We start from the raw sequence: 26,586 nt of genomic DNA on the forward strand, positions 1-26,586 counted from the left end.
TGTTTTGTATCCATGAAATAACTTTCCTTTCTTATCACACATCACAAAAGCAATGTATCAATGATCTGATGAAATTTCATTTTGTAATTATCCAATACATCTTTTCCATACCCGTTCATGAATTCTGAAACTTCTTCTTGTTTATCAGAATAGACCGTTAAACTCTTGATCATATAGTAAATATCCAAATAAGGATCCGAGCTTCCTGCTTCGCCAACATCTATAAATGCATTAAGGTCCCCATTATGAATCATGACATTCCCAGAACCGTAGTCACCGTGAGTGAAAGTCAATTGATCGTTAGTAGCTTTATTGCTTTCAAGAAAATCCATTAATTGTTCAAGCGTATGATCAGGAAACGAAGTGCGAACTGCCTCATTTACATCATCTATACGTTCTTCAATGTTTTTTCTAACCATCACTATTAAATTATCGGGGGAGAATTGTTTGAAGGGACAACCATCGATTTTTACGTCATGTAGCTTTCTCAATGCCTCGCCTAAAATAAAGCCCATACTTTTTTCTCCATCTTTTGGCTGATACTTAGAGGCAGCACATCCGTCGATATACGCCATTAACAAGTATTCTTTTCCCTGTTCTTCTTCGTAACAAATCACTTTAGGAACAGGGACTTTGCCCTGCATCCACTTCAATCTCTCAACTTCATCAAACAAACTCCCAGGGTATTCTCTACTTTTAATTTTAATTATGTATTTTCCGGAATGAGTCTCTAGCTTATGTACGGATTGATAGTGTCTTCCTTCATTTATGGGCGTAATGTTTGTAATTTCCCCAACAACATTAAGTATGATTTGTGGTAAATAGAGCGAATGGTCTATCTGCACAGCGTTACTAGTCTCATATCTTTTATACCACTCCAATAACAATTTACTAAACTTCGTTTGTTTATAAATAAAACTCTCTTTATATTCGTTATCAATAGCCTTAATTCCCATTCCAAAGTGATCATCTAATTCATGAATGATATATTCATAGATCTTTTCTTGGGTCGCGCCTTGTTTTAATAGATCTATTAATTGGATAGTAATACAATCATACTCGTCATCAGGTGCCCCTCCACCTATCAAACCTACAGGGTCCCATTCATTGACGAGTTCTTGAACTTGATCAAATATGTCTACGTACTTCATCTTCAGCCTTTTTATCTCATTGATTGAAGGGTGCTTTCACATGTTTACACCTCCACTTTATAGGATACTGTAAAAGTTAGACGCTCCATACTCCGCTAATGTTCCTTCTCTTCTAGGAATAAAAAAAAGGAATGGGATCATCGAGCATCCCATTCCTCTAAGCCATAACATATTTCACATAAATTTTGTCTTCATTCTATCCGACATCCACGAACACACATCCCACAAATCAGCGACAGGTTGATTCGTATAGGGTAGTGTGTGCATGTATCCTGGTGGTCCGAATTCAGGTGTAACAGTTGTATAAGCATGTCCTTGCTCCGTTCGAGATTTCAAGATTTGCCCCCACCACGACTCATGCGCCGCTAATTCACGGCTATACTCTGGAGCGCCAGGATGCGGTACTTGCGGGCCTTCCGCGTAGCCTACCCGGGCATGAATATGAATTGTTCGATCTATGGCAAGTTGTAAATGCTCAGCTTGATCTTCTAGCAGCGATTCACAGACACAGCACCAGTGGCTGAAATCAGCTGTTATTTTTAAATCAGGGATCGCATTAAGAAGTTTTGCCGTCGTCCACGGTGTAAACATGGCACGGTGCCGATGGGTCTCATGTCCGATTGGAATACCATACTGTTTCTCGACTTCAATCGCATGATCAAAAAATTGCAATTGACGCTCAAACTCCATACAATCTCGCGCGCTGTGAGAAATGATCAATTTCGGCTTCAAGGCTGCTGCAGCAGCAACTTGTGCACTAAAATGTTCTTCATGATTTCCCGATGTGCTAATGAGAGCAATATAATCGAGATTATATTCCTCAAGCAGCGATGCAAATTCCTTATGATGCTCGACCGGAATCCCACCTTCAACTCCTGTGTATCCTGCCGCTGCGATTTTTGCCAAGCTTTCCTTATAGGAATATTGCTCCATTCCCCATAACGACTTAAACATCCTTAATTCCATGTTGAACTCCCCCTCCTATACGCCCCACTCTTTACGTGCTTCCTTAACCGACTTCGAAGGTGTCTTCCCCCAAGCGTAATGACCCTTCGGCTTTATGCCAATCCAGCGCTCATCGACTGGTTCAGAAGCCAGTTGGTAACGCGTGTCTGAGCTTATCCGGAAGCCGTTTGTCGTATTGTTAAGTGAAGCATGCATCATAAACATCCCGAAGATAATCACATCACCCGCTTCAAATGCTGTTGTTGCCCACTGTCCACCGTACATGTCCACGATTTCTACCGGATCATCAGAGAACCAACCTGTTGCCACATTATCCCGATCGACATCCATTTGTCCGTAGGTTTGCTTAATTTTCTCGTAGTTTTGCGAGCCAAGCAGCATGGCAAGCGTACCAAGCTCAAGCGGAATATCACTAAAAGGTGTCCACATCGTGTAGACATTCTTCGTCCCGCGTCCCATGTAAACGTTATCATAATGTGCGCCCGTATTGCCTCCATTTGCAATCGCTCGTGGCCATTTGAAATCATAAGTCAGGACAGGCCCACCTAGAAGCTGCTCAAAGAACGAGAATACTTTAGGCGAATTCACAACGTTCAGGAAATGAGGGAACTCCTCTTGAAGATCAGCGGCGCTTCTTCCCCACATGCCGCCCTTGTTCTCAGGACCAATGATTCCTTCCTCAATCGGTGCATCAGGATCCAACTTGTCCGCTGCCTGCAAGGAACGAAGAAACTCCATTCGGGCCTCAAGCACCTCTTCTCGGTCGTGGAAACCACGAATCAATAGATATCCATCCTCCTGCAAGCGCTGGCGAAGCGCCTCCGTGTCATTTAAAATATCATTAGAGCTGCGTAGCTCTGTCAAATATGTACTACCCATTTCGAGCTCACGCTCGCCGATCTGTACCTTCATATTTATCTCCCCTTCCGCATTATATAAAATTTGAATATATTCAAAGTATAGGGAAGGAAGAGTACAAAGTCGTTAATGAAAACCGGACTCGATTTACGCAAAACCCGACGCCAATGTTATTCGATGATCTCAAGTTATTGAAAGGATTTCTTTCTCATCTTTCAACCATCTACCTTCGATCACTTTAAGTTCTCTGGATTTAGACCCTGTAATTTTTCAGGAATAAACAAGCCATCTTTACGGATTAAGATATCGTCAAACCATATTTCTCCCCCACCATAATCAGCCCTCTGGATATTTACAATATCCCAGTGTAACTCGGACCAATTCTCATTCCCTGGTGACCCAAGTGGAACACATCCAGGCGTAAGATGGAAGCTTCCCCATATTTTTTCATCGAATAAAGTATCTTTCATCGGTCTTTCAATATAAGGGTTCAGACCTATGCCGAATTCACCAAAATACCTTGCACCTTGGTCCGTATCTAATAATTTATTTATACGCTCTGTATCATTGGCTGTAGCTTTAACAATTCTGCCATCCTTCACTTCAAGACAGATGTTATCGTATGTAAAGCCTTCTTTTAGTGAGGGGGTATTATACGAAATCGTGCCATTCACCGATTCTTTCACTGGCATGGTATATACTTCTCCATCCGGAAGGTTCATGGTACCCGCATCTTTAATCGAAGGCATGCCCTTGATTGAAAAAGTTAAGTCTGTTCCCACCCCCTTGATTCTAACTTGATCGGTTTGATTCATGAACTCAACGAGATGATCCATTTCCTTATCCATTTTGGAATAATCTAAATTGCATACGTTGAAGTACAAGTCCTCAAAATCCTCTGTCGACATATTCGCCTGTTGAGCCATGGCATGGTTAGGATAACGAAGAATACACCATTTCGTATGATTATATCGTCTTCCATTGATGGGTTGAGCATAATGCCTTCTATACATCGCCATCTTCTCGGGACTAATCCCGCTTAACTCACTCATATTCTCCCCGGCTCTAATGAGTATATAAGCTTGCATATCATTCACTCTGTTTAATTCATAGGATGCCATAGCTATTAATTGTTCCTCGGTACAATCGATTAATATCTCTCTCAACAATTCATGATTATTAACGAGTAAAAATGGTACTCCAGAGGCACGATATGCCTGTCTCACCAATTCTTTAGCCAGAGGAATTTCCAAACCATCCACTTCAATTAATATTTTTTCTCCCGGTTGTAGTTTCACCGAATATTGGATGAGATTTGCAGCCAGTTGTTCCATTCTTGGATCTTTCATCCTTAGTCTCCTTCAGTCAAGCATATTATTCTGGCACTTCAATATGTTCAGATACTCTTGATTTCAAAATCTCAATTAATTCTTCATCCATAAACCTGTAGTCATCAGGAATATCGAGACAAATCAAACGTTTATTCATTAGTTTATTGGAGAATTTCTGTGTAAGCCGCTGCTTATGCTTCTTTTCCATTACAAAAATCAAATCCGCCCAGCCAACATGTCCTTCGGTTACCTTAATTCTAGCGCCATCTTCCGTACCAGCGGAGCGAACCTCATAGCCATTGTATCCATCAAAAATCTTCTCCGCAGTTAAACTGCGCCATTTGTTGCGGCTGCATATAAATAGTAATTTTATATCTTGTCACCTGCTTCTCTCAATAATATCTTGGGTGCATTCCCATAAGACCCTATCATTCTATCACACATAATTTTGGAATATATCTACATTTATTCATGCTTGAGAAACAAAAACAGTCCGTTCGCACACGAGGCGATCCGGACTGCTTGAAATACTATTCTTCTTATTCGTTAACAACTTATTAACTAATTCATCCTGATAATTACCCCTTAACACTACCTACCGTTATTCCCTTCACAAAATACTTCTGCAAAAATGGATATACCACCATAATTGGCAATGCACCCAAAAAGATTTGTGCGGTTCTCAGCGTCTTCTCACCAAAGCTCTGCATCGAAGCTAAATCCTCTACCGAAATGCTCTCTCGATTAGAGGAAGAGATCAGCGTAGACAAATAGGTCTGAAGCGGATATTTCTCCGGAGAGTTCATATAGATAATACCATCAAACCATGCGTTCCAATGTCCGATGATCGTGAACAGCAAGATTGTCGCAATCGCAGGCAGCGATACAGGTAAATATATTCGAAACAGTAGCGCTCCATGCCCTGCACCATCCATAAGTGCTGCCTCGTCCAAATCTTTCGGAATATTACGAAAAAAATTAAGTAGCATCACTACATTCCATACACTCAATGCGCCCGGAATGACGAGAGCCCAAATCGTATTCAATAGTCCGGCATCCTTGATGACCATATAAGTAGGAATGAGGCCGCCACCAAAGAACATCGTGATGACAAAAAACCACACGTAAACCGTCCGAGACTTGAAGTCTCTCGTTTCTCTGGATAAAGGATAAGCACATAATATACATAGCAGCATACTAATAACGGTACCAATAACAACACGCTGGACAGAAACCCATAGGGACCGAAAGAACTCCACTTTCTGACCTAGATATACGTAAGCATCCCATGTGAATTCTACAGGCCATAACCGGACGAGTCCAGCGACGGCTGCCGAATTCGAACTGAACGAGACGGCTAGTAAATGAATGAACGGAATAACGCCGAGCATGGTGATCGAGGCGAGGACAATTCCGTTGATGATCTGAAACGCCACTCTAGACATTGACGGTTTATAGTGCATGTATGACCTCTCCTCTCGTTAGAATATGCGGTAATTGGTAAATCGATAAGCCATATAATATGAAATAGATACCAAGAGAACGGATACCACAGATTTAAACAATCCAAATGCAGCAGCCGGGGAGAATTGCTGATCGATTAATCCCATCCGATACACCAGCGTATCGACAACATCCGCACTCTCATAGACCAATGGGTTATAAAGAAGCAAGATCTGCTCGAACCCAGCATTTAATACGGAACCTAGACTGAGCGTGGTGAGTAGTACAATAATTGGAACGATTCCTGGCAGCGTTATATTCAGAACTTGCTTCCATCTGCCCGCTCCGTCAATCTCTGCCGCTTCATATAAATTTGGATTAATCCCGATAATAGCCGCGAGGAAGATGATCATGTTGTACCCCATCCCCTTCCAAACGTCGGAACCAATCAAGATACCTCGAAACCAGCCCTTTTCTCCCATAAACATGATGGGCTCGGCTCCAAAATAAGCAAGAATGGAGTTTAAAGGACCCTGCAGTGAGAAAATCTCAAATATGACACCTGCCAGTATGGTCCAAGACAAGAAGAACGGTAAGAAAACACTAGTCTGAACCGTTCTGACCACCCAATTCCTTCTGATCTCCTGCAGCAGCAAGGCTACAATGAGTGGCACTAATAGCGAGAATATGATTTTGAGAACCGCGATTATTATCGTGTTCCATAACACCTGATAGAAATCCGGCATGTTGAAGATATACTCGAAGTTTTTGAACCCAACCCACTTGGAGTCAAAGAATCCTTTTGCCGGCGAATATTTCTGAAAAGCCATTACGATGCCAAACATAGGTCCATACGCAAATATCAGGGTAATCAAAACACCCGGAATCAGCATGAGATGGAGCGGCAATGTAGGGACTCTTCGTTTCGACTTTGGAGCAAGATCTGCTGGAGCTTTTGTTGTATTCAACATTCGTTCTTCCCTCCTATAACCGCAAGGGAGAGAGTCGATAATCCTACTCTCCCCTACTGTCTAACCGATGACTACTTGTTCTTGTACCATTCATTTACTTCGTCTGTGATATCGTCACCACCAAGCTTCTTCCAGCTATCTACAAATTTATCGAATTCACTGATCGGAGCTGAACCCATAATAATCTTCGTAAATGTCTCATCCATCATTTTATTGAGAGAGGTGCTTTTCTCCGTCATAGTCGGTGTGGCTGTACCATAGAACTCATTCATGACATGCGGCTTATCTCGTAATTGACGGGTTATTCCCCAGCCGCCGTTCTCTGCGACACGTCCTGCATACATGCCCCACTGCGACTCGTCTCCGTTCAAGTATTTCTTAGAAGATTCAAATACAGAAACGGATGTTGCATTGACAGATTCAAGTTTGTCCTGCTTATTCTTTAATGCTTCATTGACTTCTGTGTACGTTGTTTCCGTATTAAACGGATTATAAATCCGAGGCTGATACCAGTTGTATACATAGCCATTCTCTGCTTTAACTTCATCTTTGTATTGCGGCTTTTGTAATTCATGATAGAAGTTAGCCATTTTAATGATGGCATCTGGATGTTCGTATCCTTTACGTACCGCGTAGATGGAGCTTAGTCGCTGACTCGGAACCAAGGTTGCGCCTGGTTTTCCGTTGTAGGAAGGAATCGATACGGCTACCCATTCAGCATCCGGATTTTGTTCGCGGTTTGTGTTAAGCGGCCATCCTGGATACCACCATTCCCCAAACGATATACCAACTTTGCTAGCTACGATATCTTCAACCACTTTATCCATGTCCTTGAATGCAAACTCTTTGTCAATCAATCCTTTGCCATACCATTGATTTAAGCGTTCGAGTGCCACTTTGGTCTCTGGTTGAATCTCGCCTGCAATGAGAGCACCTTCCGCATTTTTGATCCACGCTTTCGGGTAAGCTCCCATGGAGTAGAAGAAGCCTCGTGTATCAAAGCCCCAAGAGATTAGACTCTTATGAAAAGCAATTCCGTAGGTATCTTTCTTACCGTTTCCGTCTGGATCTTGGTTCACGAAGGCTTCTGCAACCTTCTCCAGTTCATCTAGCGTCTGTGGCAAGCTAAGATTCAGCTTATCCAGCCAGTCCTGACGAAGCCATAAGATCTGAGCAGACATAAATGGATCTTCAAAGTTAGGAAGTGCTAATAGCTTTCCATCGCTTTTAAACATATCAAGCGTCTTGCCGCCATCCGCTTCCATATATCCCTTCAACTCTGGGGAAGCATACTTCTCGTACGCTTCCGACAAATCCTGAAGCATATCATCTTCTTTTAATTTCTCATAATCGGTGATCCCGATGGAGAACACGTCCGGTAAATCACCAGATGCGATGGACAAGGAGAATTTTTGCTGTGCTTGATCACTTGGTACTTGCCAGAGGAACTCGACCTCGATGTTCAGCATTTCTTTCAGCTTGGTTAGATAAGCATTGGTTGCTGGAGTAGTCCCTTTTGGTGTCTTCGGATCTTCTGGCTCTCCAAAACCAATCACTTGGGTTACCTTCACCGGTTCCGGGTACTTCCACAGTGGATCTGTCGAGATCTCCTGATCTTTATTGACAGCCGGTGTGTCCTTTGATGGCGCTGAAGCATCCTCCTTACCACCGCAACCAGCCAAAACGATGAAGATAACGGAAATAAGCATCGTCCAAACGAATCGTCTCTTTTGCAATAATGCTGCCATGTGAAGCCCCCTTTTCAATAATTACATGCAAAATGTCTACATAAATAAGCGTATTCTTTTATGAATACGCTTTCAATATCATTCTATTTACATTGCTTTCGATTTGTTTACCATCTTACTGTAAATGTGCTTCTCTGTATTCCTGAGGTGTTTGTCCGGTTAATTTTTTGAAAAAGGTAGTGAAATAAGAAGGCGAATTGAAACCAAGTCGGAAGGCGATATCCTGAAATTTCAGCCTCTCCTCTACAATCATTCTTTTTGCAACCTGAAGTCTTGTGTCTGTAATATACTCCGACAGATTGTGACCCGTAACCTGCTTGTAGTATCTAGATAGGTAACTCGGATTCATGTGTACCTGTTCGGCAATGCGTACGAGCGACAGATCATCATTCAGATGATCCAAAATAAATGCCTGTACCTTCTGCACCCAGCTCTCATGCCCATGATCCTTCTGAATATGCCCTACATCCAATATGGATAAGTGAATAGGCTCAGCAATACTAGACTTTACTTTGGTTTGCAAGCAATCCATCTCTCTCTTCCATGTAGCCCATGTCAGAGGTTTACTCTGAAATATGAAAGAAATTTCAAGCTTTAACAGAGCAAGAAATTCATCTTGAATATCCTCAAGGACCCCACGTAAATAATTCGTCAACTGATTCCAATCCATCTGCCCTTCTGGATTATGAAATGTCTTGTCCTCCGTTTGGGGCTGAATCAGCCACACAAATAAAGAATCCTGCGTAACGAATCCATTACTTCGAAGAAGCGGAGGTAACAGTTCATCAAACACATTTAATACATGTCCATAGCTCTGAATTCTGGCGTCCCAAGATATCTCATCTGTCCAGCAGGCATAGCCCATAAGTAGAATAAATGGAGCATTCGTTTGAATTTGCCACTTCCCTCCTCCTTTTTCCATCAAGGAAATGCCTGTGACTTGCTCTTCTAATAGTGCCTGAAGCCACTCTCTTGTCAGCAGTGGACGTAAATATTCCAGCTCCGTATGTACACGCTCCAGAATATTCTGTTTATTTCGCTCACCATCCAGCTCATCTATCACACTTTGAATAACACTTAATAAATGATCATCATGCTCTGTCTTCAGAATAAAGTGAGCAGCCCTCTTCTTCATGGCACTATAGATGTAATTAAAGTCGTTATAACCTGTCAAAAAAATAATGCGACACTTCGGCCAATAATGCATAATATCATCCGCCATTTCAAGCCCCGACTTCCACGGCATGTCAATATCGCTAATAACGATATCTAGTTTCGTTCTTTTCATCATATCCGCAGCTTCTTCCGAGCCGTACGCTTTGCATATATCTAGCTCATCCTTGTAACGAGCTGTAAGCAATTGCGATAAACCTTCCACGACAATAGCATCGTCATCGACAATCAATATTCGGTACAATGATGGAACCTCCCTTTGCGTTATATAGGCAGTGTTAGCTCTACACACATACCACCTAAGTGACTTCGACTGACCTGTAACTGACTTCTTCCTTCATACCGCAGCTGTAATCGACGATAAACATTAACAAGTCCAGTCTTCTCGTTCAAGGAACTAGGACTAGATAGCTGATAATTTAGATCCTCGATCGTTTTGTCCGAAAGTGACTTTCCACTGTCTTCCACACGTATCACAACCTCTTCTGACCGATGTTCCACCGTAATTAAGCATGTCTCATGCTTTCTTCCTTGTTCAAAAGCATGTTTGAATACATTCTCAACAATCGGCTGGATAATGAGGCGTGGTACAGAAATATGTGCAATTTCTTCTGGTAGTGGTTCAATGCCAATATGTACCGAACGTGCAAAACGAATACGCTGAATATCGCAATAGACTTCTGCATGCTCATACTCTCGCTCTAACGGGACTTCATCATTCCCGCTTCGTGTAACAAATTCATAGAAGGTGGCAAGCTTCTGTGATAACTCTGCGGCTCCTTCCATATCCTCCGCCCTGCACATACGATACACATTATAAAAACTGTTATATAAAAAATGAGGATTGATCTGAGATTGCAGTTGACGCAGTTCAGATTGTTGAAGTAGCATCTTGTGCTCATAATTGAGCTCAATTGAAGCATTTAATTCACTCCGCATCCGTTCAAATCTATCATTTAGATAGGTAAACTCATTGGCCGGGAATGAAGAGACCATGGATAACTCTTGCGGGTTCATTTCTATTTTTCTAAACGCACGAATTAAATGAAGTAACGGTCTATGAATCATTCGGTTGACCGACATAGCAAAGATGACAATGATGATTAAAGCACCGACCGTAACCGCTCCAATTAGCCAATTGTATTTGCTAATTACACTAGTAATTTCTCTCTCATCAATATATGTATACAGCGTACTTCCTAATGAATTAATTCGATTGTAGAGTACGAGATAATTTTTGTCCTGATAGGTTATTTCAAACTCCCCGATCTGCCACCTGCCATCGTTCTGATCCAGCATATGCTTCGCAATCTGATTTTGTATATCATATTGCTGAGTGGAACTAATAATAGAATAAAAGTGATCATCCGCTAAGAAAAAGCCATTATTCCCTTGCTTCGATACAACATTCTCAGATAGAGTGAGCATATTATTCTGAGGAATCTGGATGAAAGTGGTGATGGTTGCGTTCTTCGATGTCTCTACGAAATACATTTGTCCGTAATAGATATAATAAGGTTTCTTCTGCGTTATTGCCATTTGGCGAATTTCATCCCACTTACTACCGGAGGAGAACGCACGAACCCCGTCCCCGAGCGATACAACGCGCCCGAGAGGCTCTATATATACCGCAACATCTCGCACAAATTCGCTAGAATTCCCTATACTCTTCATGGTATCCTGAATCTCTTTCGTAAGCATCAGTTCCTCATACTTGGTCAGGGTGCGCGCCTTGAAACTGAGTTCCTCCAATTTAGGATTCGTCATGAAGACGAGATGCTGATTGCGTATAAACGTAATTTGATTGTTTAATTGATCTCGATAATAATTCACCTTTTCTCTTGTCGATTCGAAAAGCTTCTCTTTCATATATGAAACCGCATTCATATTTACGATGATTGTTGTTGCAGTTATAGGAATCACCAACGCAGCAAAGACAATAATCACTTTTTGATAAACTTGCAGGTTCCATCTCTTCATCTTGTGAACCTCCGGACGTATTTTCATGTGTGCAAAAAAGCCGCACTGTTGGATAGTGAAGTGCAGCTACATCATAATTACCTATAGTTTCTTGACCGATTCCTTAATCGTCACCCTATTCTCTTGATCATATATCTCATATATTTCAAAAGTACCTTCTTCAAAAAACAAAGGGAATCTTCGTTTAAACCAATCTTGCATTGGATAATTCATAGCTTCTTTGATCGGTATCCATTCCAGTTCACCTTCAGGAGGATTCTGTAATAGCTCTCCCTCGAATGAAGTGGCCACATAATTAAATACCATATACCTGAAATTCTGTTTCGGGTCTACAAACTCATCAAGTCCTTTATATATAAGATCTGTTACTCTAAGTCCTGTTTCTTCCCAAACTTCACGTATAGCCCCTTCGGTAAGACTTTCTGGAAAGTCTACTTTCCCTCCAGGCCCGATCCACCCTGGAAATCCCTTACGGTTGGGTCTATTCACTAATAGAACCTTATCTTCGTCCTTTACCAAACACATGGTGTACATAGCAACTTTTACATCTTGAGGGTTCTGAGTCATTGAGTGCTGCTCCTATTCTTATGCATAGAATTTAGTTCATTTAAAAATCCACCATAGCGCTATATCCGCCACCCTTATAAAATAGATTAGTTTCTGTCATTTCGTCTAGATAACCTTTAATCTCAATATTAGGATTTTCGAAGTCAATTTTATTATTTCCTTCATACATTTCCTTCGCAGTATATACAGTAAGCATTACTTCTTCTCCGGGCTTAATATGAAGTTTATTCTGCTTCGCTTCAATTTTATAGTCATTGCTCTTAGATCCATTTTCAATTTTTATAGGAAAACTTAAATAGACATTATTCTGAACAATCGTATATTTAGAGTTATTCTGTAATCTTAGTGTGAAGCGTGTTCCATCTCTATCTTCTTTTCGTTCCTTTAACACGAGTCTTATATTGTTTATTTCTTCAGAGATGATTTCCTCCTTATTGCTACAGCCTACATTCATCAGTAAACATAAGATGACAAGAAAGAATAGTGATATTCTACTTATTTTTGAAATCGTGATAATCATCTTTCATCTCCTTCACTTTTCTATAACCCTACCACAATATCCCACTCAATCCCTCCATATTACGCGTATTCTTGCACTTCGTAAACACTACTTTCCTCCTGAGAGGGTATCCCTCAAAGACAAAAAAGCCGCGACTAGCACGGCTTCTTACCTAATACACTTCCAAATCCCTTATCTTCTGTCTCATTTGTTCTTGATGACAAGCAAATTGCTTATGGCGATGCCCGTTAGCACCAGAAGGATGTGGGAATCCCCATAAACACTGGTCAGTATTCAACTTTCCTAACTCCACAAGCTGCTGCAGTGCACTCTCCACTATTTTTCCCAGAGGAATTATAAGCAAGGGCTTGATCTGGCTCAGTTCTTCACATATAGAGGCAAGTGCTGCCTTTTGTAGAAAAGGATTCGTTAAAAGATGAGGATGTGCCCCACTGTAATTACTCTTCTCAACAAACACTGGAAACCGAAGTATTGATGTCGTATGTACAAGTGTCTGTTGTTCCTGAAACAATGCATCACAGCTTGAGATGTTCAGAAATCGATGAAGATCAATTCCATTAAGCATATGGATCAGATTCAATCTCATCGTACCTGCAAATCTTGCAGCTTCCTTCGCTGCTCTACATACTTCCTCATCTGATAATCCCTTTTCCAAGGCTGTTCTTGCTTCCAGTATTGCGGTTCTCATCTGTGTAAATCCAGGCGTTAATCCAACAATCATCACCTTAGCGGACGAATTAATGAACTCATTATGTGGTGCATAATACATTTCAAGCTTTCCGCTTTGAGCCATTAATAACTCATCTACGAGCAAATCATCTTTTACCAAGACCCTATCCTTAGGAAGCGCAAGTATTGCCTGTTTATACTGTTGTAAATGGGTCGAGATCAGCATTTATGTGCACACATCCTGCTATGAATGACTTATACTCTTTATTCGTTTAGGGAATAATTCCACCTGAGGTGTTGAAAAACATGATTATAAAAATATTATCCGTCGCATTGTTATCCTTTAATCTTTATTTTCAGAATCCAGATCAAACCATCGTGGAGATCTTTGATGTTAAGCAAGAAAAAGTAATAAAGCAGCGTCCTTTAACGCATGAACTTGAGAAATCAATCCTAACATTACTTCAAGCTTCACCTGCCGTGCATAGTGGCTTTTCGATGGATCCGAAAGCTGGATTGATCTTGCATGTGGAATTCAACCATCCGGTCAAGTTATCATCTGACATCTACCCTGACTTGGTTAAGGAAGCTTATCTCTTCCTTGAAAAAGGAGTGAGGCCAAAGGCTCTGTTATTCTTCAATACGAACAAGAATATGTTAGTCGTGCTTGATGGAGACAGTGAGCAGTTTATTAAGAAGAATGGCTTGTAACTAAAATCAACACCTAAAATCAATACCATGTCGAATCCACTAACTAGAGTCATTTCACCTTATAAAAATACGGTCCGCACATCGATTCATGGGTATTTACGTAAGTCCAAGTGAACTCTCTATCAAATAAATAGATATCTTGTTCATGATCAAAAATATCTGCGGTTAAATCCTTAGCGTTTTTGTACATGTAAACTTCAGGGGATCTCTGATACATGACATAGATCTCATCTTTGGCTATATCATCAAAAGCTATCCTAGCTTCATCCCCCATTAGACAAGCTTGTTGTTCATAACTGAAGATATGCCACCTGAATTGGTCATAGTGTATCGCTTCTCTGATCACATCGCAAACGTTCTGTGCAAATGTATTGTCCCATTGATTAATGATCTTCTCAGATTCATTAGAGTCTGGTAGCACTGAGATGAGTATTCCTTTATGCTCTAGGTTCTTCTTGAATTGAATCTGATTATGCATGATCGTTTCAATCCAATACATCTTATGGAGCTCTTCATCGTGTAACTTGTCAATGATTTGATGGATCTTATCTCTCATCATACGAACCTCCCATATCACTACTTCCTACCTTAGTGCTCATTAAATCTTTATGCCGAAGATCATTAATCAACAAAACAATATTTATGAGTAACAAAGCTATCGTTATACCAAAGCATACAATAAACATATCCTTAAAATCACTAACAGAAAACAATAAAAACTGACCCGGTATTAGTACAAAACATCCAATAGGAAAAAGGTAGTGAATAACCGTTATAATCTTTCTTCTTCGATTCGAGTCACGCTCAATCATGATGTTGATGAATAATGATACGAAGATGGGTACAGGCACTAAAGCAATTAAAGTATATAACCTATATCCATCATTCGGACTGTTATCTGATACGAATAGAAATAGATCCATATATAAGTACAGCACATAACCAATAGCTGCAAGTAGCAAGGAATGAGTAGCTATTTTTAATCTTAGATTCCTAACGTTCAAATTGAAATCCCCTTCGCTAATTCATTACCTCCTAATGTATTAAACTAACGAATTGAATACAACTATGATTCATAAGAAAAACGCCCAAATCGGATCTGAGCGTTCAAAAAAAACATCTTATGTGACTAACCCTCATTCACTTCACTAACGCAACGGCTTTTCCTACTTCAAACACTTTACAATCATCAACCAGCCGCTCGGAGTGATGCATAAGCTGATTGCGATCAAATAGCTCTTCCAGCTCCTCTTTACTATGCCAGGTCCATCCTGCTGTAGTTGCTAGGTATGATACATAGCTATCATTATATAAGAAGACGACCTTCTTACTGATCCGGTAAAGCTCTTTCAGCATGATTCCAATAAGCGGTTCGCTAAACATCCTGAAATAGTCAGTGACGATAATGACATCAAAGTGTTTGGAAGGATAGAGTGTATCTACCCCGAGAAGATAGACAAATTCTTTCTCGGGCCATACATTTGTATAACGCTCAAGCAATCTTTTATTCTGCAAAAAAACATGAGATACACCGAGTTCAGACAGCATCGCATGACTATCTGCTCCAATAACAGCGGTTCGCTCTGCGTCTTTCAAATACTCACCGTTCAGAAGCTCAATTAAACGATCACTATAGGCTGGAATATAATAATGAGCTACTAACCGATTAAACTTCGCCATAATCAGATCAAAATGCATATCTGCTGAATACGGATAAATCTCCGTGTCGAATGTACGATGCTTCATATGCATTTTTTTACGATTCAAGTAGCTTGACCTAATCTTCTGATCGATATTATCGTCTGAGGGATGCGGAAGATGTAGGGTATAAATATCATCTGTCGCATACATCAACGCTTTGTGCATGTGAAGCTGATACGAGAAATCCGTATCCTCCGCTCCCCAACCTTTCAGCGTCTCATCAAAACCGCCTGTTTGAAGCACAATATCCCGTGAAGCGCATACGACTCCTCCCCATCCCACCGACCATGGAGCATCCATCCGATTCAGGTCATGGTCCACCAATTCAAAATGTGAGGTTCGCATATCCTCCCATGCGGGATGATACTTCAACTGTTCACATACTGCAGCCAGATTTGAAGGTGTAATCTCCTCGATCACAGACAAATCGTCTTTACTTGGATCCGTAAATGCGCCCATGATATAAGGGTAGAGCACCGTGTTCTTACTCTCTCCAATCCGATTCACAACGCGTTTGATGAAGCATTCAGGAATAATAATTCCGCAGTCGAGAAAAACCAAAATGCTGCCGCTACTCTCTCGAATACCTACATTTCGAGTCCTTGACCTGCAAGAATGTTTATTGCGTTCGAGATAAAGATATTTGAGATTTGGGATCTTATCAGCATAAGAATCAATAATATTTTTGACAGGCTGGGTTGATCCATCGTCGATTACAACCACCTCAAGTGCGACTCCTATATCGATCTGGTGCGCAATGAAATAAAGTGATTGCTCTAGCTGCTCCATTTTATTGTACACAGGGATAATGATTGAAACATCCAACATGCTCAATCCCTCCTATCTCTATTTACTTGCGAAGCTCCTCGATAAGCTGTGTAATTAATGCCTTATCTGCAATCAACATCTCCTCGAGTGAGTTCACAAGTGGATGCAGTATGTCTCTATTGTTACTCATAAAACCTTTAAGCATGAGATTGCGATAAGTGTAAGACCGCTTTTCAAGACGCTTGGCCTCTTCTAAGAGTGGGGTCTCTTCTTCTAGATAGCCCAGCTCCTTCAGATATTCGATCCGTGCAACCATCATTTTCTTATGTTCCCACAAGATATGAAGCTGTCTTACGTCGAAGTTCAATTCACCTTCAATCACGCGTGTTATGAACTTCTGGAGGTAAGGGTAAATCTCAACTCCAAAGTAACCCTCCACGGGCTGCTGTTGTATCCGAAGACGCTCAGTAGAGTTTCTGCCTTCCAAGTAATCACTTAGCACATCAATGATCAGCTGTAGGTCAAAATCAAATCTACCCACTCCAGAACCATATTTACTGCTCTCGTAATCTAAAGGCTCCAACCTTTTTATCGAATTGATTAGTGACTGTGTTGATTTACCTTGAGATAGATACGCCTGTTCAAATTGTTCAAAAGTAACTTCCTGCACTGTAAACTGACGATTCTTATCAAAGATAGCAACATGGTAGATTTGCCGGTCCAGATCAAAACCGTAAATAAATATGTCATGAACAAAATGATTCTCCTGATAACAAATCGAATTGTGAATATAGAATTCATCTACATATGTTACGACATAATAGTTATGTTCGAGTTGGTTAATCAGATAACGATGAATATCAACGCCTAGCTGATCAAGCAACACTTTATCGGAGTGCTTATATTGCAGCCAAGGCATATTGTTATATGCAATCATTAAATCTGGATAGAAATCCAGTCGATATTCTTGTAGATCATTCAAATAATGTTTGGATATAAATAATTGAATATAACTGGTATGAATCCAAGGCTTCGCATAATCATAAGGCTGGAGAATACCTAACACATAAGCATGGCCCAAAAATCCATATACCTGTGGCATCTCAAATGGCAGTTTAACACTTCTCATCGTCTTATCCGTTAGTACGGACTCCATATCCACAATATTCATGAGACTAACCTCCATAAGCTTGGACTACATTATTGGAATTTTAGTAGGATTCTGGATCTGCAAACATCCGTGTACAGCGGTTGCACATCATCAGATTGCTTGTTCTCATGTAGTCACGGAATTTGGTAGCCCGTTCTCCCTCCCACATCTCCGTAAATGAATGTTCATAAATATTGCCGTATTTATAGTCCGGTAAATCCACACATGGGTAAACATCACCTGTACGGCGGATAACCATCTCATGCCATGGAGCCACACACTTAGAACGACCAAAGACATTCTCAATGTCCGTATAATAATCGTGAATATCAATATAGTGGGAGGAATCGATGCCTTCATCGGCCCATAGTTCTTCTAGTTCTTTTTTCAAAAGCTGTGTATCCATCGGAATCGACTCTTCAACAAAGCCTTGCCATGCTGGAGATACATCACAATCCAGATCATGCTTCATCTGAGTCGCATATGCGCGGCCTCGATCGGGTGTGGTGAACAGAAGTGGTGCCAAATTCACAGACAGATCACGTCGTGAAGACCAAGGATTCCGAGGATCATGAAGTTTAACATCTGTACCTTGGAAGCGTTCACGGAGCGCACTCATAAATTGCTTAATACTAAGATAGTTAGAAGGTGAGAGAACCATTGTAATATGAATGAAAGGGAACATTTTTTTACGCTTACGCTTTTCTTCAATGAGTGATTCGATGTTCTCACAGATCTTCTGGAAACTTCCCTTTCCACGAATGGCATCATGGAATTCTTCTGGCCCATCAATAGAAATGTTCATCCCTACGATGTTCTCCATAATAAACTCAACCCGGTTTTTGATTAACGAGCCATTGGTCAACAGATACACATTCGCCTTACGCTTTCTCAAATGTTCAACCAACTCTGTAAAATGCTTATACAGCATCGGCTCCCCACCTGTAATGATGACGCCAAGATTTTTGTTGATTGCGGTTACCTCATCAAGGAATTTCTTAAGTACATCGATATCCAGCTGCTCACGGATCGCTCGTTGCGGCTCTTTCAGAGCCCAACCTGTCTCTCCCCAAATGTGGCAGAAGTTGCAGCGATAATTACAAAGCTCGGATGGGAATAGTGTCAGTTGTTTAATTTCGGGTGCTAGATTGAGAACGTGTTCTTCTAGAGCCACCCCTCCAAGTTTTCCTGCTTTGGTTAGCATGATGTATCCCCTCCTATTGTTCTTCCTCATTCTGGTTCAGGCTAATATAGTTCATGATCTGATTAATTGTGCTAAAGTTACGAAAATCTAGATCCTCGTCATCCCACGACACCCCAAACTCCATCTCTGTTGCAATCACAAGCTTGATAAAAGTTAGGGAATTAATGCCCAGAGAAGATAAGTCATCGTCTGGTCCACATTGTTCTAGCATGCTAGGATCATCTACATTCTCCCTCAACAGATCCATCACTCTATCTCTTAATTCATCCTTTATTTCAATTGCCATACGTTTTCCCTCCTATTATTGTTGTTATATGAACCTATATAGGTTGAAGCTCGTTAAAAAGTTCAGATAGGAACTGTTGCTCTGCGATAAGCAATTGCTCCAATCTCGCATGCATTGCTTCGATTCGTACATTCTGGTAGATAGGCGCATAGAAGAATCGAACGATCCCTTTTCGAATGGTTTCCCAATGCTCTACACAGGTAGAGTGCCTACTAAGAATTGAAGCTTCCTCACCGTATAATGCCGTCAGACGATATCCTTCAACTTGTTTAGCATTGAGAATCTGATTAAGCATTTCAATGATCGACTCCGTATGAAATTTAAGACTGACTTCGCTAAAGCTCACCTTGATAAACCAGGATACAAATTCCTGTAAGACATGCATGCTTTCTTGCAGACGTGGACGGTTATAGGTCAGATTCATTTCGAATTGTTGCTTTAACTCGTGGATACTAGTCTCGCTGTATAAAGAATCAGCTTGATGTTGTTGAATGATATAATATGCAGCTCGGTGCTCTGATTCCTGATAGTATGTTTCATAACCTTTGCAAGCACGGACGAGATCATTAAATGCAATTAAGCAGGGCTTGTAAGTTAGATTCTCTCGCCGATCGTGCTCGATAATATGGAACATCTGAGTGCCTTCATCAAAGCCATAAACCAATATCGTATGATCCACATGCTGCTTCTGATAGGCATCCGCACGGAAAGGGATCTCGTAGCAATCCACCCATACGATAACAGGGTTTCCTCGGCTTATGTTTTGAACGAGTACCGTTTCGATTTCTCCAAAATCGAATTCGGTCTGGAGGGATAGATTCATCTCTGTAAACAAGGTATTTTGCGGCCTAATCTCCTCATATCGAAGCTCATACCCTTCATCTGCCTCATCGACATCATTTCGATGAAATAGGAGTAGATCATTAATCAGATACGGAAGGATACTCCCTCCAAAGTACTTAACTACAGGAAAAAAAGAATTATAAAAGCAGTTCCGATAATAGAGATCGTTAAAAGGTTCAATATTAGCTAGAATGACCGATTGTTGGGATTCGTGAAGATTATCATGTGTCCACTGCGTGACTACAGCAGGATTCTTGGATATGTTTGTTTTAACAAGGGGATCAGATCCGCTGGTCGGCACTTCTAGATAAGCAGCTATCTCCCGAATGGATGAGTACTGGTACAGGAGTTCTGAACTAAACGCAAGTCCGATTTGCTCTAACTCAACTTCAACTCGTATAGCAAGAATGGAGTTACCACCAAGCTCAAAGAAATCATCATCCAGATCAACTTCCTTCACACCAAGCAATTCTCCCCATAACGTTGCTAGTTGCATCTCTAGGGCGGTGTATGAGTTGTCTTCCTTACCTTTTAGATTAATTCCAACATACATATCATCGTCTACTGGATCGATCCAGCAACGCAGCGCTTCAAAAGGATACACAGGAAGATGCAGCTTCGTGGATGCCTTCCCCTCGTATAACTTCTCAAAATTCACATCAGCGCCTTGGACATAATACTGGGCAAGCTGTGCAAGTATCCCTTTTTCGTTCGGAGATGCGGTTGAAGCAGCTTCATGAAACAGCACATTTACCGACTCACTAAGAGCTTTAAGTTCGTCTGGTGTCCTCAATCTGTGGTTTTGATCCTCTTTTCGATGGCTTGAAATGCGATACTCATTGTAAAAAATCCCGCTTTCTTTTGCTTCCCAAGGTTGATCAAAACCTACTTCTAATGCAGTTTTCAGCTTGGTCATCAAGTTCTGAATTCCATCCGCAAGGATTGCCAATCTGCAAGTATAGTGACCTCGCCCCGTATTGGCTGTGAAGCATATATCCGTAAATCTTTTATCAAGTTCAGGTAAAGCACACACATAGGTTTGGATGAGTCGCTCTAACGAAGATGTACTCTTCGCTGATAAGACAAACAACTGCTCCTCATGTTCTGTGCTAAATTGAGCCTGATCTGCAACTTCTGAAGGGGATTCCTCTAACACTAGATGACAGTTCGTTCCACTAAAACCGAATGAACTTACGCCGCACCTTCTTGGATAGGCCCCTTCCTTTTCCCATGACTCCAAACGATCATTCACATAGAGCGGAGAGTTCTCAAAAGGAATATTTCGATTCGGTCTCGTGAAATTTAATGTCGGCGGCAGCATTTTATACTTAAGCATTGCAATTGCCTTTGCAAGTCCGGCCACGCCTGAGGCTGCATCCAGATGCCCTACGTTAGTCTTAATCGATCCGATGGCACAGAACTGCTTACGATTCGTGTAGTGACGGAAAGCCCTGCGTATTCCATCCACCTCAATCGGATCACCCAATTTCGTTCCTGTACCATGGGCTTCGATGTAACCTATCGTTTCCGGGTGAATCCCCGCATCCTTCCAAGCCTGCATCAGCAGCTTCTCCTGTGAGGCTGCATTCGGTGCGGTCAGTCCTACGGATGTACCGTCTTGATTCATCGCACTACCCCGTATAACCGCATGAATAGGGTCTTTATCCCGAACAGCTTTCTCCAAAGGTTTCAGCAGTAAAGCAACCGTCCCCTCCCCCCAGACCGTTCCATCTGAACTGTCATCAAATGCACTTGTCTTTCGATTGGAAGATTCAATACCAATCTCGAACAATCCATCTACAGGCATGAGGCATACCTTTACTCCGCCTGCAATAGCCATGTCACACTCCTTATTCCGGAGCGCCATACAGGCGAGATGAACGGCAACAAGAGAGGAGGAACAAGCCGTATCTACTAGTAATGATGGACCTTGCAAATCTAGCAAATACGCAATCCGCCCCGCGATAATGGAAGGGGTATTACCCGTGCTTGCCATTGGAATCTGGGATGGTTGATTTCTCGTAATATACTGGCCATATACTGGCCAATCTGCGTACCCGATGTAAATTCCCGTTTTACTACTCTGAATTCGATTTCCTCCATATCCTGCATCTTCAATTGCTTCCCATGCTGTCTGCAGGAATAGACGCTGATTCGGGTCCATTAAGGCTGCCTCTTTAGGTGAGAGATTAAAAAATCTGTAATCGAATTTATCGATATCAGGTATAAATCCACCATGACTATAATGAATACTGTCCTCCTGAAGCGGGGTAAAGGTACGGATAAAACCCAAGCTGTCTTGCTGACGTGATTCGGGCAGAGGACCGATAAATTCTCGACCTTGCTGCAGGTTGTCCCAGAATTGCTGTAAGTTATCGGCACCTGGCATTTTTAAGGAAAGGCCTATAATCGCAACATCCTTAGACTCAGGTGGCTGCTGCTCCTCCTTAAGCGTTCGAAGTAGCTGCAGGGCAACCTCCTCATCCAATTGTCCACTAGCAACATGGTCGAAGATCTGACTTGCTAATTTATCCATGTGCTACCTCCATCCCGCGATAAAGCTGGGTCGCTCGCTCGGAAGATAATTCTCTCTGCTTCACTTGCTTCAGTAGTTTCGTCAGAGCTTCATTCAAGGTGTCCGAGGCGATAATCTCAGCGGAAGGCTCATCTGTTTGTTTCTTAAGCAACACAACATCATAAAGATAGTCCGTTATCTTGGCTACCGTTGGATAAGAGAACATATCCGCTACCGTGGTCAGTCCAGGAAATACCTCATCAATGTAATGATGTACACGTGTGATCAGGATGGAATCTCCTCCGATCTCGAAGAAATTCGCGTGAATATCTAACGCTTCATAGCCAAGCACTCGTTTCCAGATATCAATCACTTCTTCTTCAAGCTCACTTCGTGTTCCGGTCCAGTGGTCTGCTCCTGTATCCATTCCACCCGATGGTTCTGCTGAACGAAGATCATTTAACTGCGAGCCCTTCGACATGGATGAATTCAACAGCTGTTGAACCTGTTCGGATGGACGGAACGGCAGCCGATCTCCTAAGGCGAACAGATGGCTTCCTCGATTCCAGTTACCGACAATAACCTGCTGGATCGATACTGTATTAGCTGCACGGAGAAGATGTCCGAATGCTTCTATTCCAGCCTCCTGAGGCATGATACAGAACATTTCCTTCGACTCATCAATCTGCTCTATCCCCGCTACACCTGATTGCTGCCAAGCCGGCCAATTTATTGTCAGGGTCCGTAATCCCAGGCGGTTTCGATAGGCCGAATATCCGTCCAAATAGGCATTACCTGCCGTGTAGGGACCTGACCCGATCCCGCCAACTAATGTAATTGCTGAGGAGAAGAGGACGAAGAAATCAGGCTTGTCCTGCCGTGTTAAATGATCCAGTAGCCAAGTACCTGTCATCTTGGAAGCAGTGATCTTTCGCAGATCTTCTTCTGACAAATGCTTAAGCAGATTCCCTTCGGACACTCCAGCTGCATGAACGATCCCTGCAATTCTGCCATGCCTTTCTCTTAAAGCGACGAGTGCATTGTTCAACTGATCTTCATTAGAAATATCCGCTTGGATGACTTCAATATGCGCCCCTGCATCTTCCATCTCTTGAATCGCATGTATAGCACGAGTCGTTCTCATGTCCTGATCGGTCTGACCCCATTCAGCCCACTGATCTCTTGGTGGCAATGGTGTCCTTCCAATTAAAGCTAAGTGAATATTCCCTTTCATTTCTTTTACAAGATGTGATGCCATCAGAAGCCCTAAGCTGCCAAGCCCTCCTGTTATTAGGTATACACCACCTACATCTAGAGAACTCTTCGATACGTATTTGCTCTCTTGATTAGAATCTTCCTCCTCAAGCCTCAATACATCGACTCGCTCTACATATCGTTTGTTTTGACGATAAGCCGTCCAATATTCATTGGAGGCACCTTCAAGCTCATTACATAAGCATTGTACGAGGTCGGATTGTTCGTCCACATCGATCCAGCGCACTTTAAAATTCGGGTTCTCCCAACCAACAGCTTTACTTAGTCCAATCATGGCAAGTTGTTCAGGACGAACCATCGTCTGCGCAGTGCTCACTTCATCCGCATAGGACGTCACCAGTGTCATGGCAATAGACTCACGCCCCCCCTGTTCTGCTAAGGCATGAAGTAGTCGGTAGAGTCGATACATCGTTTGATTCAAACCATGCTCATACGCCTCGATCGATTCACTTTCGTTATCCATAACAACAAACCGTAAATCCACAATATGGAGCGCTTGGTCATCATCCCTCTTCAATACATCAAGCAAAAGTCGCTCATAATCCTCGATTTTGTCACGAATCATAAATTTCATCTCATCGATTGGATCATAACGATCACCCATTACGCCCTCTATAATCGTTGATCCTTCTGTGATCCAGCGACTAATGAGCGGGCTACTATCTTGATGAGCTTCAGTTAAGAGAAGAATGGTCCTTCTATTATGGGGACTTATTCGATTCATCTCGGGTAAGGGCTCATGAAACCATCGCCGCGTGTGATAAAAGAAGCTTGGTTCTTGATGGCCCTCTTTCAGCACTCCTTCGCCAGTATCACTCGGTCTAAGTGTAGGACGAACTCTACCTTTCAATGCTGTATCCTTCAGGTTCACCCAGCACCGATTCTGATTGAATGGATAAGCCGGAAAGCTAATCCGATTTCTAGGAGCTTGTCTATACAGACGATTCCAAGGAATACTAGCCCCTCGTACGTAGAGCCTTCCCAGTTCTGTGCAAATCGACCGACTATCCTGATTAGAGGACGAACATGTCTCAAGGACACGATCCAAACGTATACGAATCGTTTCTGATTGTGATGGATCTCTATCTATTACATCTGCATACAGGGAGCACATCTCTTCTTCTTGTGAACGATCTTGGATAGCCTGGAATCCAGCATTTCTTAAACTCCTTAGCTCATCGATCAACTCATCCACACAGGTGGCTGCGATAGCAATACGATACTTGTGATGTCCTCTTCCTGTGCTGAGTGTATAGCATAAATCCTCATAATCAATGGATGGATGTTGCTCGAGATAATCAAGGCTTTCAGCCACATAGACCTCTAAGACTGTCTCTGTCTGCGCAGATAATACAAACAACCGATAATCACCATGAAGTGTATTCAATCGTAAGCGCTTCGCAGGAGCTTCCTCCACGATGACGTGACAGTTCGTGCCACTAATTCCGAAGGAGCTTACCCCACATCGACGAGGATGAAGGCCATCCTTCCATTCCTTAAACTCATCGTTTACATAAACAGGAGATTGTGCAAAATCAATCACGCGGTTAGGCCGCTCAAAATGAAGGGTCGGATAAATACATTTATTTTTGAGCGATAGAACTGCTTTGAGTAGGCCTGCGATACCTGCTGCATTATCTAGATGACCGACACTGCTCTTAAGTGACCCGATCGCGCAAAACTGCTTCTTGTCTGTAAAGCGCTTGAACGCTCGGCTAAGCCCCTCCACTTCAATGGGGTCACCCAGTTTCGTAGCCGTTCCATGTGTCTCGATATATCCAATCGTCTCCGGATCAATACCAGCCCGTTTCCATGCATCTACAATGACAGCTTCCTGGGCTTCGGCGTTCGGAGCTGTAATGCCAACAGAACCCCCATCCTGATTCAAGGCACTTGATTTAATGACCGCATATATGTGATCACGTGATTCAATCGCCTGCTCTAGCGGTTTAAGCATCATTACGACTACACCTTCACCGGTTCCTGTCCCATCTGCTCGATCATCGAATGTTCTAGCCCTTGATGTCGAGGATTCAATGCCAACCTCATACTCACGAATTGGGATTAGATGAAGCTGAATACCTCCTACAATTGCGGTATCACATTCCCCACTGCGAATGGCCTGACAAGCGAGATGAACCGCTACCAACGAAGAAGAACAAGTCGAATCGACAATAAAGCTTGGTCCACGAAGATCCATTAAATAAGACAAGCGGCTAGCAATGATCGGGCGTACATTTCCCGCCATCGACAGGGGTACAGCCTCCGGCTCCATTTGTCTAATCAACTTCAAGTAGTCTGCATCTGAACCATAACCGGCATATACACCTGTTCGGCTTCCTTCAAGTTTCCCCCCACCATAACCGGCATCTTCGATTGCACGCCAAGCTGTCTGCAAGAACAAACGTTGATTTGGATCAAGTAAGCTTGCTTCACGCGGTGAGAGTTTAAAAAAGGAGTAATCGAATTTGTCGATCTCATCCAGATATGCCGCCTCTCCGAAAGCCAACTCTTCTGGTTCGTTCCCCATCGCTTTGAAATACAATTCTGTATCTTGCCTACGTTGAGAAGGAATTGCTCTAATACAATCCCTCCCTGTCTTCAGATTGTGCGCAAATTGATCAACCGTATCTGCCAGCGGGAGCTTCACTGAAATTCCTATAATTGCGATATCCTGATGCGAGGTTGAATCTAAAGCAACATCCTCAAGCTGAGCAGCAGACTTACGATTTAATTTGATTGACTGAAAATCCATC

The 26,586-nt window shown here is 42.2% G+C and carries 22 protein-coding genes; 1 reads left to right on the plus strand and 21 read right to left on the minus strand.

Annotation, left to right across the window (positions count from 1 at the left end):
- Nucleotides 1-41 precede the first annotated feature (41 nt).
- The 13 genes from AC3WJJ_RS10850 to AC3WJJ_RS10910 all read right to left on the minus strand — a co-directional run bounded on the left by AC3WJJ_RS10850 (nt 42) and on the right by AC3WJJ_RS10910 (nt 13,603).
- Nucleotides 42-1,151 (minus strand): phosphotransferase, encoded by a 1,110-nt coding sequence (locus AC3WJJ_RS10850; protein WP_492540452.1) that lies wholly within the window; start codon nt 1,149-1,151, stop codon nt 42-44.
- A gap of 174 nt (nt 1,152-1,325) precedes the next feature.
- Complete coding sequence (locus AC3WJJ_RS10855) at nt 1,326-2,117, minus strand: sugar phosphate isomerase/epimerase family protein (RefSeq protein ID WP_492540454.1); 792 nt, start codon at nt 2,115-2,117, stop codon at nt 1,326-1,328.
- A 15-nt stretch (nt 2,118-2,132) separates the two neighbouring features.
- Nucleotides 2,133-3,029 carry a phytanoyl-CoA dioxygenase family protein gene (locus tag AC3WJJ_RS10860; RefSeq protein WP_492540456.1) on the minus strand — a complete coding sequence of 299 codons (897 nt, stop codon included), beginning with the start codon at nt 3,027-3,029 and terminating at the stop codon, nt 2,133-2,135.
- A 179-nt stretch (nt 3,030-3,208) separates the two neighbouring features.
- Nucleotides 3,209-4,324: an aminopeptidase gene (locus AC3WJJ_RS10865; RefSeq protein ID WP_492540458.1), complete on the minus strand. Its 1,116-nt coding sequence runs from the start codon at nt 4,322-4,324 to the stop codon at nt 3,209-3,211.
- 25 nt (nt 4,325-4,349) lie between these two features.
- Entirely contained in the window at nt 4,350-4,679 is a 330-nt protein-coding gene (locus AC3WJJ_RS10870; RefSeq protein WP_492542010.1) for a low molecular weight protein tyrosine phosphatase family protein, read from the minus strand.
- Between the two features lie 205 nt (nt 4,680-4,884).
- Nucleotides 4,885-5,769 carry a carbohydrate ABC transporter permease gene (locus tag AC3WJJ_RS10875; RefSeq protein ID WP_422657528.1) on the minus strand — a complete coding sequence of 295 codons (885 nt, stop codon included), beginning with the start codon at nt 5,767-5,769 and terminating at the stop codon, nt 4,885-4,887.
- 18 nt (nt 5,770-5,787) lie between these two features.
- Nucleotides 5,788-6,720: an ABC transporter permease gene (locus tag AC3WJJ_RS10880; RefSeq protein ID WP_492540460.1), complete on the minus strand. Its 933-nt coding sequence runs from the start codon at nt 6,718-6,720 to the stop codon at nt 5,788-5,790.
- A gap of 71 nt (nt 6,721-6,791) precedes the next feature.
- Complete coding sequence (locus AC3WJJ_RS10885) at nt 6,792-8,468, minus strand: extracellular solute-binding protein (protein ID WP_492540462.1); 1,677 nt, start codon at nt 8,466-8,468, stop codon at nt 6,792-6,794.
- Nucleotides 8,469-8,583: 115 nt separating this feature from the next.
- The gene (locus AC3WJJ_RS10890) at nt 8,584-9,885 is read right to left on the minus strand and encodes a response regulator transcription factor (protein WP_492540464.1); all 1,302 of its coding nucleotides are present in this window, start codon (nt 9,883-9,885) and stop codon (nt 8,584-8,586) included.
- 20 nt (nt 9,886-9,905) lie between these two features.
- Nucleotides 9,906-11,621: a sensor histidine kinase gene (locus AC3WJJ_RS10895; protein ID WP_492540466.1), complete on the minus strand. Its 1,716-nt coding sequence runs from the start codon at nt 11,619-11,621 to the stop codon at nt 9,906-9,908.
- Nucleotides 11,622-11,702: 81 nt separating this feature from the next.
- Nucleotides 11,703-12,188, minus strand: a complete 486-nt coding sequence (locus AC3WJJ_RS10900) for an 8-oxo-dGTP diphosphatase (protein WP_422657534.1) — start codon at nt 12,186-12,188, stop codon at nt 11,703-11,705.
- A gap of 40 nt (nt 12,189-12,228) precedes the next feature.
- Nucleotides 12,229-12,708 carry a hypothetical protein gene (locus AC3WJJ_RS10905; protein WP_492540468.1) on the minus strand — a complete coding sequence of 160 codons (480 nt, stop codon included), beginning with the start codon at nt 12,706-12,708 and terminating at the stop codon, nt 12,229-12,231.
- A gap of 151 nt (nt 12,709-12,859) precedes the next feature.
- Complete coding sequence (locus tag AC3WJJ_RS10910) at nt 12,860-13,603, minus strand: uracil-DNA glycosylase family protein (RefSeq protein WP_422657536.1); 744 nt, start codon at nt 13,601-13,603, stop codon at nt 12,860-12,862.
- An 80-nt stretch (nt 13,604-13,683) separates the two neighbouring features.
- Here AC3WJJ_RS10910 and AC3WJJ_RS10915 point away from each other — a divergent pair, with 80 nt between their 5' ends.
- A complete protein-coding gene (locus AC3WJJ_RS10915) occupies nt 13,684-14,088 on the plus strand; it encodes a hypothetical protein (RefSeq protein ID WP_492540470.1) in 405 nt (134 codons plus the stop codon).
- Between the two features lie 49 nt (nt 14,089-14,137).
- Here the strand turns inward: AC3WJJ_RS10915 and AC3WJJ_RS10920 are convergent, their stop codons facing one another.
- From AC3WJJ_RS10920 to AC3WJJ_RS10955, 8 genes are all read right to left on the minus strand, one after another.
- The gene (locus AC3WJJ_RS10920; RefSeq protein WP_492540472.1) at nt 14,138-14,644 is read right to left on the minus strand and encodes a DUF4275 family protein; all 507 of its coding nucleotides are present in this window, start codon (nt 14,642-14,644) and stop codon (nt 14,138-14,140) included.
- On the minus strand, nt 14,634-15,092 hold the full coding sequence (locus AC3WJJ_RS10925; RefSeq protein ID WP_492540474.1) for a hypothetical protein: 459 nt from the start codon (nt 15,090-15,092) through the stop codon (nt 14,634-14,636). The genes AC3WJJ_RS10920 and AC3WJJ_RS10925 overlap by 11 nt, the downstream gene beginning before the upstream one ends.
- Nucleotides 15,093-15,228: 136 nt before the next feature.
- Entirely contained in the window at nt 15,229-16,617 is a 1,389-nt protein-coding gene (locus AC3WJJ_RS10930; protein ID WP_492540475.1) for a glycosyltransferase, read from the minus strand.
- A gap of 22 nt (nt 16,618-16,639) precedes the next feature.
- Complete coding sequence (locus AC3WJJ_RS10935) at nt 16,640-17,728, minus strand: hypothetical protein (RefSeq protein ID WP_492540477.1); 1,089 nt, start codon at nt 17,726-17,728, stop codon at nt 16,640-16,642.
- 40 nt (nt 17,729-17,768) lie between these two features.
- On the minus strand, nt 17,769-18,911 hold the full coding sequence (locus tag AC3WJJ_RS10940; RefSeq protein WP_422657542.1) for a radical SAM protein: 1,143 nt from the start codon (nt 18,909-18,911) through the stop codon (nt 17,769-17,771).
- Nucleotides 18,912-18,924: 13 nt separating this feature from the next.
- Nucleotides 18,925-19,197, minus strand: coding sequence for an acyl carrier protein (locus AC3WJJ_RS10945; RefSeq protein WP_492540480.1), 273 nt, complete (start codon nt 19,195-19,197; stop codon nt 18,925-18,927).
- Nucleotides 19,198-19,231: 34 nt separating this feature from the next.
- Nucleotides 19,232-22,576: a beta-ketoacyl synthase N-terminal-like domain-containing protein gene (locus tag AC3WJJ_RS10950; protein ID WP_492540482.1), complete on the minus strand. Its 3,345-nt coding sequence runs from the start codon at nt 22,574-22,576 to the stop codon at nt 19,232-19,234.
- Nucleotides 22,569-26,585: an SDR family NAD(P)-dependent oxidoreductase gene (locus AC3WJJ_RS10955; RefSeq protein WP_492540484.1), complete on the minus strand. Its 4,017-nt coding sequence runs from the start codon at nt 26,583-26,585 to the stop codon at nt 22,569-22,571. Before AC3WJJ_RS10955 ends, AC3WJJ_RS10950 begins: the two co-directional genes overlap by 8 nt.
- Nucleotide 26,586 lies beyond the last annotated feature (1 nt).

The organism is Paenibacillus sp. FW507-14B1B (assembly GCF_058781425.1).